The sequence below is a fragment of the Bacillus sp. 5mfcol3.1 genome, assembly GCF_900114335.1.
GTDB classification, from domain to species: domain Bacteria; phylum Bacillota; class Bacilli; order Bacillales; family Bacillaceae_G; genus Bacillus_A; species Bacillus_A thuringiensis_S.
This window is the reverse complement of the sequence record NZ_FOST01000029.1, coordinates 1-11,519: the sequence shown is the minus strand read 5'-3', so window position 1 is coordinate 11,519 and position 11,519 is coordinate 1. Positions and strand designations below refer to the sequence as shown.

Here is an 11,519-nt window from a genome sequence, read left to right as displayed (position 1 = left end):
AAAAAAAATATTTAAATCAGAAAACCCTATTGGAAAAATCATGGAATTAAAAGGTCAACCAATGCAAATTATTGGTGTATATAAAGCAGAAGAAGGATTTATGGAAATAGGAGATTCTGAAGCATTAATTCCGCTTTCCTTATGGCCGACATTATATGGGACAGAAGAAATTAATAGTATTTCTGTTCAAGCTAAAAATGTAGATAATTTAGATGATGCTGGAAAAAAAACAGCGAATGTATTAAATAGTCGTAAGCCTATTGAGTTTACAGGGAAATATGAGGTTATGAATTTAAAAGAAATTCAAGAAAGTATTTCTCAAATGACAAATATTATGACAATGATTATTGGTGGTATTGCTAGTATTTCATTGATTGTTGGTGGTATTGGTGTAATGAATATTATGCTTGTATCTGTAACAGAACGCACTCGTGAAATTGGGATACGTAAAGCTCTTGGAGCAACACGTGGTAAAATATTGTTACAATTCTTAATTGAAGCTGTTATGTTAACACTTTTAGGTGGTTTAGTAGGTATAGGTCTTGGATATAGTGGTGCATATATTGTTTCATCAATTGCAAAATGGCCACCACTTGTTTCTTGGAATGTTGTTGTTGGAGGGGTGTTATTTTCTATGGTGTTAGGTATTATTTTTGGATTAATTCCAGCGAATAAAGCAGCGAAATTAGATCCAATTGAAGCATTACGCTATGAATAATAACAGTATCATAATTTAAGGTTTTTTTAATTTATGGTAATAAAAAAACCTCTCATGTTATAATTGAAAGCGACCAAACAAACAATTAGAGGAGAGGTTTTTTGAATATCTTTATTTTTAATTTCTATAAGAATCATAACATAAAATGTTCCTCTTCTCTAGTTGAAAATTTTAGGACAGAGGAGAAAGATTATGTCAAATATCAACAATTTAGAACAGGCTGAAAAAAATGCAAGATTGAGAGATATCAAGAATTCAAAGATCCTGTCAGAAGAAGAAATGTACATAGCGAATGAACTTCAAGCAAAAGCTAGTTCAAGAGGAATGAAATTAGTTCCTGAACGTAAAATAAAAAATAAAGCAAAATTTGTTCAAATTATTCAACAAAATATTCAATATTTATTTGAAATTGATTATTTAACGAATGCTGAAAAAGTATTTTTATTAGATATTTCAATGTGTGTAGGTTTTTTAAGTAATTGTTTAGTTAGTGATATTAATTCAAAAGAACAAATTCCATTAACTCAGCGAGAATTAGCTAAAAAAATCGGAAGACATGAAACTAAAGTTAGTCCGTTAGTTAGGAAGTTAATTGATAAAGGTATTATAGCTCGTTCAGAGAGTGGTGTTGATGATAATAATGTTAGAGCATATGCATTATTTATAAATCCTCACATCATGTTTTCAGGAAATAGAGATGAAGTTAATCCGACACTTAAAGCTATGTTTAGAAAGGTTCCAAAACAACTTAAAAATTTACCTATTAAATTATTCTAAGTCTACTTTTAAAGTAGACTTTTTTTATTAAATTCGTACTTACCAAAAACGGTAAGTTTACTTACCAAAAACGGTAAGTACGAAAAATCCTGAAACCCTTGGTATTACTGACGATTTTCGACGTTAGTATGCTTGTCCCTTCTTACTCTATATAGAAATAGCTAAAAGTTCCGCAAGGAACGGGTTGTATTTTCTTTCGCTTTGCTACAGAAAATCTCCACCCTTTTCGCTTTGCTACATCCTTGCAAAACTTTTTTCGGCTCGAGTTTGGATATCACCAAGCCGATACATCCAAAAGCAACTATTATGATCATCGGCTTGAATTTGCTATTATACGAGCCGAACCGCTAGTGCCTTCGCTTAATAATTTCACTTACCACATTGATAGATACGTAATACGTGGGGGCTCGTCCCCACACGACGAACCAGCCTCAACCCCAAAAGCAAAGGAAAACCTTCTTTTAAACCTGTTTATTTTGCTTTTTAAGCGTTTATTTTTGTTTTAACGACAAATAGTATTGTTTTAGATTTATATATTTTAAAAAGGATTCTGGAGCGTTTAAATAGCACTTTGTATTTTGGTGTTATTTGTTTCTAGATTATAGATTTATATTTAATTAATGTTAATTGTTTTCTTTTAGTATTTTAAAGTAATGTTTGATTGCAATTTATTAAAAATATCATGTCGTTAGTGAGTACTCATATGGAGACATCAAAGGGACTTTGTGTACTCACTGAGTCTACATCTAGAGACATAATGGGAACATTTAGAGGGTTTTGTGTCGTCAGTGAGTGGACATCCTGGGAATTTTCGTGTACCCACGTTTAAGCTAGGCCCCGCCTAGTCCCAACCCTTAGTTGGGCCCAAAAACCCCTTATGCTCTTCTCTCTTTTTTGATTCGGAATTTCCAATTTTATAAAATGACTTATCTTTTAGCTGAAATTTACTATGTTAAAAAACAAAAGAATGATTTTAGTTTTGGCTTATTGCAAGGTTATTAGAGAATTTTTTGTAGCGCGGCTAATATCTTTGTTAAATGAAGTATGAATTAGAAATATGAAAAAATCCGTTATTTTTATATGACAGGAGGATATAAACCTTAGTAAAATGAATTAGTAAGAACCTAGGTTTAATACTTAGGTTCTAAGGTTGGTTTTTTTGAAAATAACCATTGATATTAAAAATATCAAGGTTTTTATCTAGGTTTTAAAGGTGGGTAAAAAGATGGATAAAAGTGAATACCTAGGTGGAGAAAACCCAGGTTATATAGCGATGACTGTTAAAGAAGTTGCATTATGTTTAGATGAATCACCAAATGTTATAAGGAATTGGATGAAAGAATTAAAAACATATATTCCTTTAGAGAAGAATGAATCAGGTTACAATATTTTTGATGAAAAAGCTCTTGAGCAAATGAAGATGGTTAAGCAATTACATCGAGAACAGAACTATTCAATAAAACAAATTGAATATTATTTTGCTACAGGTGGAGAGAGTATAAAGCCTGTTCCTAGTAAGGAAGCTGGGGAGATTTTAGCTGAGGAATTAAAATCATTAAAAAATGAAGTTAGTAAACTTAGAGAATATAGTGAGAAACAAGAAGAATTTAATAAATTGTTAATTGAACAATTACAAAAGCAACAAGACTATATTGATAATAAGTTAGAGAAACGGGATCAGAAATTGCTTGAAACAATTCGTGAAGTACAAGAAACAAAATCATTAACAGCATCTACGGAATCAAAAGGTTTTTTTGCGAGGTTATTTGGAAAATGATTTTTTGAGATTTACAATCTGAGTCCTGGCGTTTATGCCGCGAAAGTTCCTTGACGATGAGGGGAACCCTCATGCAAACTCGCCAGGGGTGGCCCCAGAAGGGCGGTTTTTGCCCGCTGGGGTTAGCTTTGGGAGTTTGAGGGTTCAGAGGCTCGTGGTCAAGGGAACCGTGGAATAAAAAGCGAGGACGGACCCCAGGACAGGGCAAAAACCAATGTCTTCGCCAAGATTCGTGGTTCTACTGTTAGAAAAAGGCGAATAAGAATATAGCATACATACAATAAGGGAATGCAGTATAGATCAGTTTACAAGCATTCCCTTGCTATAAACATGTTATTTTTACAGATTTTAGATTTAGAGTAACATATATGTATAATTAAGAAAGATGTTAATATTATTTGATAGATAGGAGTTATATTGTGAATACTGATAAATTAATAAATAAAATATTACTTTCTTCTGATAAGGATTTAGTTTCATTTATAGATCAGAATTTTTTATGTAAAAATTTTGATGATTTTTCAGATATAAAAAAGAAAGAAGAATCTCTATTTAAATTAGATGAAGTTGTTCTTAATTATGCGCTTTTTAGACTTGAAAGTTTAGAGGAAATTTATGATACCTCTAAAGGTTCAACAGCAGGGTTTAATTAGAATATTAAGGATTTTGAATTCTTCTAGTGAAAATAAATCTAAAATTATTTATTTTAAGAAACTGTTGGATTATGTATTGAAAGAAAAGCAACAAGAAAAGAAAAAGGAGACAAAAGTTCATGCTATATAGCATGTTGTTTAGATTAGTTTTTTTGTTTTCATATAGTAAAAAGAAGAATAGAAATATAGTATACATATAATAAGGGAATGCAGTACAGATCAGTATACAAGCATTTCTTTGCTATTAATATGTTTTTTATTATTTCATTATTTAATTTAATAAAAAGTCTTGTAAAATTATACCTTCAATGTAAACTTAGATTAGATCTTACTACCTTTGCATTAGTGCTGATAAAAAAACACTAATATGGGGGTAGATATTTTATGAGACAAACTAGAAAGGCTAGAATCGAAAATGAAAAAAAGGCAGGTTTACGAAAAAAAACCAGTGGGAATTGGGTTGATTTCGCTGGAAAAGTAGTAGGTCAGATAGCCTCTGGAGTTATAACATTCTTCTTAAAAATGTGGTTTCTTGGTGAGTAATTATATTACTTAGATTCCTTTAAGTTCTAATTGTAAATCTAGAAGTGGGAGCGACTGCCAATCGTGTTTGACCACGGTAAGATTAGATTGTATTGGGTTGTCGTAGACCTGATAATTAGTGCTATTAAAGTCAAAGACTGGAGAAACAAGTAGAACACGCAAAAATCTAGTATGGTTTTAAAAGCCGTACTAGATTTTTTTATTTAAAAAAAGGCTCTTGAGTGCCATCTCAAGAGCCTTTTTGTCGTAGTTTTTAGGGTAGATCTTTTAGATTTGAGACAAATCTTTTACAACTTATTGGGGCCAACCAAATAGTTGTTTGTCGTAGTTTTTACTAATAGGTTAGTGATATTTTATAAGAACAAACTATTCCGTTCTAGGCGTAGAATCTTGGATCAATTAACTGTTTTTTGCTTTACAGTTGTATGATTTTTTACTTGAGGATCGAACTTTTGTTATGCTCCTCAATGTATTCATGTTTACACCTCCTTCTATAGTTTTTTTACGGCGATTGGCCGCCCTATAGAATAAAAAATCAAACGCTTTTGTTTATGGCAGAACGTTATATTCTATAGGAGTTCTGCTTTTTTAGTATAAGTTTATTGATGATGAAAATACAAGAATATAAAATATATATTTGATTTTTTAGTTTTATGTTGATAATAGAAAAAGACAACGTTTTAGATATAAAATATATCTAAAACGTTGTCTTTTTCCTCTTTATTGATACCAATGTATTTAAGTGTAATTTGTGGTGTACTATGATTAAGAATTTCTTGTAACATAGCTACGTCTTTTGTTTGTTTATAGAACCAATAGCCGAAGGTTTTGCGCATAGTGTGGGTTCCGATGGATTCTATACCGGCAAAATCTCCGGCTTTTTGCAATTGTCGATAAGCCTGGATCTTACTAATGGGTTGATTTCCTTTTCGAGAAGGGAATAACCAGGTGTTATCTAGAGTTTGAGCATAAGAGTATACCTTATCAAAAATGGAAGTAAGGTTAATCATGCGTTCTTTCTTTGTTTTTCCTTCTTTGATTTTGAATTCTTTTCTCTTTTTTCGTTTTAATTTTATTATGGTTTGTGTTTCGAGTTGGAGTAGATCACTCACGCGTAGTCCGGTATTAACTCCAACAAGAAAGAGAATATAGTCTCTTTCGGAACAATGACGTTTAAGAGCCCATTTCATATCTTCAATCTGTTCTTTGCTACGGATGGGTTGTACATCAATAAGATGTGGCTTTTTATTCATGGATTTATGACCTCTTTATTTATAGTGTTTTGAATGTATACTTTTGTTACGTAAATTGAGGATATCAGGTTTTTTGGTTCGAAGTCAATGTTTAAGGGAAAATGAATGTAAACTAATATTTAAAAGTTTACATTTGCTAAAGACAAAAAATATACAGTATTTAAAGGTTAAATGAATAGATCAAAAATAAGGGAAAAATAAAAAAGTCATTTTATAAATGACTTTTAAAAGTGGCTTAAAACCATAGCAATTAATCCGTATAACATGTCTATAATTGGGATAGCGATAAACCATGAAGAATTTTTAAATGGGTTGTTTGTGTTTTTGATTATAATTTTTTTTTGTAATTCTTCATCACCTTTAATTAATTCATCTAATGAAATATTGTATATATCACTTAATCGAATTAAATTATCTAAATCAGGATAACAATTTCCATTTTCCCACTTAGAAATAGCTTGTCTGGAGACATTTAATTTTTGTGCAATTTCTTCTTGTGAGAAATTATATGCTTCTCTTTTTTGTTTTAAGTTGTACGATAAATTCATAAGATAGATCACCTGTCTTGTGTAGTATTTGTGTTTTAAATATATCTAAAACAGATAAAATAAACGAGAAGTTATTAGTTACTAACTGCGCAACTTATGGTTGCGCGGTTGATTTAAAGAGGTTTTAATAATTATACAACATTATAACATTAAACTTTAATATATAAATTCATTAAAGTTTTGAAAGTAAACTAATATTCAAGAGTTTACTTTCATAAAAATAAGAAATCGAGCAAAGCGACAACTGTTTTTGGATGAGAAATTAAATGTTGAGATCGAAAAAAGGGTAAAGATTGTAGGAATCTTTTATCGGGTCAAAAACAACGTTTTGGGATTTGGCATGCCAAACTCGTAGCTTGCCCCCCCTTTCTTTTTTAGAATTCTACACTTAATTTCTACTTTGTTCATGGTTATAAGAATATTGGTATTGGGCTATGAAAGATGGTTAATATTTTGAGTCATCTTTTATTTAAAAGTTTTACTTTTAATTTGAATAAAAAAAGAACAAATAAGATTATTTCTTAGTTTGTTCTTCTTTTTGTTTTTTAAATTTTAATTATTTTATCATCATAGAAATGCCTTCCACTATAGAGCTGAATATGAAGAAAATCATAGCAATAGTCCATGCTTTATTTGAAGCTAATTTTCCTATGATTTTTAATCCTAATACAAGAATGTAAGTAGACCAAATATTAAATAAGCTTATATGATTGATAAATCCTTTTAAAAATCCATCTTCATTAATTAATGTACTTAAACTAGTAGGAGATGTTGCAGGATTTAAACCAAATATTACATATATTAATAATGTGAATGCTGAAGATAATACACTGATTGTAAAGATATTGGTATTTAAAGAAAACGATTGTTTGAAATTTATTTTTCCTTTAAAGATTTTAACAAATAATAAGGTAAACAGAGAAGTAATTAATATATTTATTATTACTGTAAAAATACTTTGTATACCACCAATAACTAAAACAATATTTTCTATACTTTTAGAAGATATACCTTCTATATTTTTAAATGCATCATTTTGGACAACGGAAGGGTCTTTTAGCATATAGTAACTGGTTATTACAGTTATTATCATTGTAAATATAATATTGATAATTAAAGATAATCCAAATTTAGGTGTATCTTTTATTTTTAATAGTTTTGTGGTTGGATTAGTAATAATATTTGATAGTTTAGTGTTTACATTTTGGGTATTATTATTTGGTTGTGTATTCATTGTATAATCTCCTATTATTGTTTTCTTTGTATAAATTTAATTAGGAAGTATATTAATAGTGATCCTAATGATAAAGAAATGATTTTAAAATTAAATCCAAAGAAATAAATACAAATACATATACTGAAGATTAGTGCGAAAATTTCAGAGAAATTAATGTTAGAATTTTTTTTTGATTTTTGAGGGTTCATTTATTTTCAGACTCCTTTTTATGTAATGTTTCTTCAAACCATTCTAATAGTTTTGCTACATTACTATTTTCGTTTAACTCCTGTTGAGCAGTAATTTTTTTATTGTTCATTATTACAACTTTATTTGCAAGTTCTATAATTGTTTCGGGAAGATGACTTGTAAATATTATACCTTTTCCTGTTTGAGATAATTTTTTCAGTAATTTTTTGAAATTTTTTGTAGAATTAGGATCTAATCCATTGAATGGTTCATCTAGTATTATTATATCAGGATTATGTATAAGCCCACATGCGAAATTAAGTTTTTGTTTCATACCTAAGGAATATGTTCCTGTTGCTTTTTTTGCATCGGTTAACTCTAATCCAACTTGTTCTAGAAGCATTATAATATCAATATCTTTGAAATTTATACCATATAAATTTGCTATCATTTCAAGATTTTCATAAGCGTTTAAATGATCATATAAAAAACCGTCTATAGGTATATATCCAATATGTTTTCTTGCTTTTACATCATCAAAAGGGTTTATTTTTTTTATATAAATTTCTCCTGAATCAGGTCTTATTAATCCTGTAATTATGTTTAGTAATGTAGTTTTTCCTATTCCATTGGAACCCATAATTGCTATGATTTCTTTATTATTCAAATTTAAATTTAAATTTTCAATAATAGTTTTATCTCCATAATCTTTATTAACGTTACACACTTCCAATAAAATGGTAAACACTCCTTGTTTTATGAGATTAAAGTTATGTTTTCTTCAATAATTCCTGCAATAAGAATTAAAATTTCAGTTATAATTGTGTATTTTAAAATTGTAAATATAAGAAATTTAAAATCTATTTTTTCTTTGTTTTTTATCTTTTTTATAGTATATGAAATGATAAAAAAGGATACCGCACTAGCTAACCATGCAGTTGGAATTTCTATGATTCCATGGGGGGCTAATAATAATAAAAATTTCATTACAGCATTTGTTTGAATTGCATGACCAAACATATATCCCATTACTATGCCATTTAACAAAAGTGAACCAACAGTTATTAAACCAAGTGATAAAAAGCTAAATATAATTATTAGATTAATTGTTCCATTATGAATGAAATATTCTAACCAATTAGTCTTAGTATTAATTCCCATTTCCCCTAAATCATATGGAACTATAAAATATGAAAAAACTCCAAATAATACTGTTCCGAAATATATTAATGCTGCTAAAATAAATTGTTTTTTTAAAGGTTTTAGGATCATGAAATAATATCTCCTTTATTAATCAATGAACTATTTTTTTTACATGTTAGATGTATAAATATTATTGCAATTATTATTATAAGTATTATCCATAGACTATATATTATATAGAAGTATATAAATTTTATATTTGCTAAATAAGCTACTAAAAAGGGAAATGTAATAGCTATATTTATCAAATTTGTGATTCGATTGAAAATTGAATCGCCAAGAATTTCTTGTTCTTTATAAGTTCCGGTTTCCGTATAATGTTGTCTTTTATAGTGTGGACTAATATATGATGGTAATAATGAGAAGTGTGGGCTCACTATTAAATTCAATATAAAAATCAGACCTATTATAGATAATGTGTAATAATTTGTCTTGAATATAGTTATTACTATTAATAAACCTATTAATGATTCATGTATTCCTAATAAACGTTGTGTTTTAATTTTTGCTTTGTATAATTTGTAGAGATTTGTTCCAGATAGACGAAAAATTTTAACACTTCTCCCATCTGAGTCGAAATTTAAGTGTCCAGGGAATAGAGTATTTCCTGATGAAAATGCATCTCTAGTAATTGCATGTATAATAAAACAACTTCCGAATAGTTGGAAAAGTTCAGAAGAACTATAGTTTGATAAAGTAAAAGCTAATCCTCCAAACATCCAAATACTAAAATCAATAAAAAAGAACGTATAATGTTTAGATAATTGTTCGTTGTCTCTAAATAATTTTTTTAGTTGTACTTTAACTAAAAAATCTTTTGTTATTTTTTGTAAAAAAACACCATAATGTGGGATCCATCCACTTACTTTAGTGACAATTTTATTAAATTCTGTTCTATACCAAAATCCTGATTTTTTATGAGTTATTGGTAACATAATAATTATTATTAATATTAATAATAGGATTAGTTTGATATCTGTTTTTTGTAAGTTATTAAAAAGTATTCTAGTAGCTATTGCGCTAGGTGCCCAACTATCGATGATAGTTCTAATAAATTCACCTATACTGAGCATTGTATTGTTTAGTATTGATAAAAAGTTTTCCCAAGTAAAAGAATGATTCAATTTAATTTTATTGATTAATAGTTTAAAAGATGGAACACTTAGATTGATAAATAATTTTGCAATAAGGATTGTTACGAATAAGGTGAAAATCCCTATAAATATTGAACTTATAAAAGCTTTATATCCATAGCCTTGTTGAATCATTTTTACTTTTAAACTTATATAAATATGTTGTGAGATATAAGAAATTATAGTGCTAATTAAGATTAAACAAATTGTAATTGTATAAAATGATAATTTGTTATTAAGATGAAAGCTAATTCCTATACCTATGGCAATATAAGTTAGGAAACTTGGGCTATTTTTTATAAAATCATTTAGCCATAGCATTATATAAATTTTATTATTATGTAGTGGCGATTTAAATAATAAATCTTTGTCAAATGGGGTTATTAATTTGAAGGTTCTTGAAATTATTGGAAGGAATGAAGCGTATAAAAATAAAAAAGCGTAGTAATAATAAACTACAGATTCTATTGAAAAAGCTTTTTTTAGTTGATTTGTTATTAATCCACTTATAGACATTAATAAAGCGCATTCAATTAAGTATAAAATTGCTAAAGTTAAAACGAAATATTTTTTTGTATCGATTTTTAATTTACTAAATATTTTTTTGTCTAATACTTCAATTTTTCTTTTTAGAGTATACTTGAAATTAAGTTTTATATATACAGATAGAGTTTTCCACATTTTTATTACCCCGATGAATTATGTCTTTATGGTAAATGCTTTTAGAAATATAAATATTTCTAAAAGCATTTATTATTTTATATTACCACTGTGCAGCTTTCTTTTTGCCTACTTTTTCTACTACTTCCATGATAGCTTTTCTACCAATTGTAGAAATAGCTGTACCAATTCCACCACCAAATGCTAAACCAGCAACTGAAATTGCAGTCCAGATATCACTACCAGTCATAAGTGCTCCGATAAGTGTATTAGCTGTTCCAATAGTAATCCCTGTCCAACCTAATTTTGACACAACGTTAAATAACATCCCAAATTCCTCCTGAATATTACAAATTTTAGAATTAATTCCTCCATTAGGATATCAGAATATACATTTAATTTTCTACTTTTATGCATAATTGCATATTGAGAATTTTAGATTGACTAATTTTTACTATTGTATAAAAATTTAAATAGTTTTAAAAAACACGGTTTAAAGGAGAAAATTATGATTTTAGATAAAGTTCATTTAAAGAGAAAAAAACAAAAACGTTTTATTATTATTGGTTCTCTTTTGTTAATTTCTATTGTTGTGTTTATTAATATTTATATGATGCAGGGTAAGAAGAAAAGTATAACGAATACAGATGCTGTAAGTTTTGAGAAAGTGACAGAGCGTAAGCTGAATAATACGAAGTTAGTTTCTGGTCAGGTGAAGCCTGGGAATATTGAAAGTTTCTATGCGGATTCGGCTAAAGGAAAAGTGAAAGATATTGAGGTAAAAGAGGGACAAGAGGTAGAGAAAGGTACGAAGTTATTCTCTTATGATAATGAAGAGATTAATCTTCA

General features: G+C 28.3%; 13 protein-coding genes. 6 read left to right on the top strand and 7 right to left on the bottom strand.

The annotated features are described in order from the left end of the window. The 5 genes from BM089_RS29780 to BM089_RS31300 form a co-directional block, all read left to right on the top strand. Window positions 1-718: ABC transporter permease (locus tag BM089_RS29780; RefSeq protein ID WP_139213363.1), on the top strand; the 718-nt coding region annotated here is incomplete at its 5' end. 192 nt (window positions 719-910) lie between these two features. Beyond that, on the top strand, window positions 911-1,495 hold the full coding sequence (locus tag BM089_RS29775; protein WP_026565830.1) for a MarR family transcriptional regulator: 585 nt from the start codon (window positions 911-913) through the stop codon (window positions 1,493-1,495). A gap of 1,225 nt (window positions 1,496-2,720) precedes the next feature. Further along, window positions 2,721-3,272: a MerR family transcriptional regulator gene (locus BM089_RS29770; RefSeq protein WP_026565829.1), complete on the top strand. Its 552-nt coding sequence runs from the start codon at window positions 2,721-2,723 to the stop codon at window positions 3,270-3,272. Window positions 3,273-3,691: 419 nt separating this feature from the next. Next, window positions 3,692-3,925: a hypothetical protein gene (locus BM089_RS31705; RefSeq protein WP_231507733.1), complete on the top strand. Its 234-nt coding sequence runs from the start codon at window positions 3,692-3,694 to the stop codon at window positions 3,923-3,925. 384 nt (window positions 3,926-4,309) lie between these two features. After that, a complete protein-coding gene (locus BM089_RS31300) occupies window positions 4,310-4,468 on the top strand; it encodes a hypothetical protein (RefSeq protein WP_155928658.1) in 159 nt (52 codons plus the stop codon). A gap of 680 nt (window positions 4,469-5,148) precedes the next feature. On the opposite strand, the gene BM089_RS29760 is transcribed toward BM089_RS31300, so the two are convergent. The 7 genes from BM089_RS29760 to BM089_RS29730 all read right to left on the bottom strand — a co-directional run bounded on the left by BM089_RS29760 (window position 5,149) and on the right by BM089_RS29730 (window position 10,998). Beyond that, window positions 5,149-5,721, bottom strand: coding sequence for a tyrosine-type recombinase/integrase (locus tag BM089_RS29760; protein ID WP_026565828.1), 573 nt, complete (start codon window positions 5,719-5,721; stop codon window positions 5,149-5,151). 224 nt (window positions 5,722-5,945) lie between these two features. After that, window positions 5,946-6,269 carry a helix-turn-helix domain-containing protein gene (locus BM089_RS29755; RefSeq protein WP_035445656.1) on the bottom strand — a complete coding sequence of 108 codons (324 nt, stop codon included), beginning with the start codon at window positions 6,267-6,269 and terminating at the stop codon, window positions 5,946-5,948. A gap of 556 nt (window positions 6,270-6,825) precedes the next feature. Further along, entirely contained in the window at window positions 6,826-7,503 is a 678-nt protein-coding gene (locus tag BM089_RS29750; protein WP_026565827.1) for a YknW family membrane protein, read from the bottom strand. A gap of 187 nt (window positions 7,504-7,690) precedes the next feature. After that, window positions 7,691-8,401, bottom strand: a complete 711-nt coding sequence (locus BM089_RS29745) for an ABC transporter ATP-binding protein (RefSeq protein WP_142670033.1) — start codon at window positions 8,399-8,401, stop codon at window positions 7,691-7,693. Window positions 8,402-8,430: 29 nt separating this feature from the next. Further along, window positions 8,431-8,946: a stage II sporulation protein M gene (locus BM089_RS29740; RefSeq protein WP_051633644.1), complete on the bottom strand. Its 516-nt coding sequence runs from the start codon at window positions 8,944-8,946 to the stop codon at window positions 8,431-8,433. Next, window positions 8,943-10,691, bottom strand: a complete 1,749-nt coding sequence (locus BM089_RS29735; protein WP_026565835.1) for a hypothetical protein — start codon at window positions 10,689-10,691, stop codon at window positions 8,943-8,945. Before BM089_RS29735 ends, BM089_RS29740 begins: the two co-directional genes overlap by 4 nt. An 82-nt stretch (window positions 10,692-10,773) precedes the next feature. Next, entirely contained in the window at window positions 10,774-10,998 is a 225-nt protein-coding gene (locus tag BM089_RS29730) for a putative cyclic bacteriocin (RefSeq protein WP_026565834.1), read from the bottom strand. 180 nt (window positions 10,999-11,178) lie between these two features. Between BM089_RS29730 and BM089_RS29725 the strand changes: the two genes are divergently transcribed. Then, the coding region (locus tag BM089_RS29725; protein ID WP_139213362.1) for a biotin/lipoyl-binding protein at window positions 11,179-11,519 on the top strand (341 nt) is incomplete at its 3' end.

Coding starts and splice junctions, on each gene's coding strand:
- BM089_RS29775 (WP_026565830.1), top strand. CDS start 911: ATGTCAAATATCAACAATTTAGAACAGGCTGAAAAAAATGCAAGATTG.
- BM089_RS29770 (WP_026565829.1), top strand. CDS start 2,721: ATGGATAAAAGTGAATACCTAGGTGGAGAAAACCCAGGTTATATAGCG.
- BM089_RS31300 (WP_155928658.1), top strand. CDS start 4,310: ATGAGACAAACTAGAAAGGCTAGAATCGAAAATGAAAAAAAGGCAGGT.
- BM089_RS29760 (WP_026565828.1), bottom strand. CDS start 5,721: ATGAATAAAAAGCCACATCTTATTGATGTACAACCCATCCGTAGCAAA.
- BM089_RS29755 (WP_035445656.1), bottom strand. CDS start 6,269: ATGAATTTATCGTACAACTTAAAACAAAAAAGAGAAGCATATAATTTC.
- BM089_RS29750 (WP_026565827.1), bottom strand. CDS start 7,503: ATGAATACACAACCAAATAATAATACCCAAAATGTAAACACTAAACTA.
- BM089_RS29740 (WP_051633644.1), bottom strand. CDS start 8,946: ATGATCCTAAAACCTTTAAAAAAACAATTTATTTTAGCAGCATTAATA.
- BM089_RS29735 (WP_026565835.1), bottom strand. CDS start 10,691: ATGTGGAAAACTCTATCTGTATATATAAAACTTAATTTCAAGTATACT.
- BM089_RS29730 (WP_026565834.1), bottom strand. CDS start 10,998: ATGTTATTTAACGTTGTGTCAAAATTAGGTTGGACAGGGATTACTATT.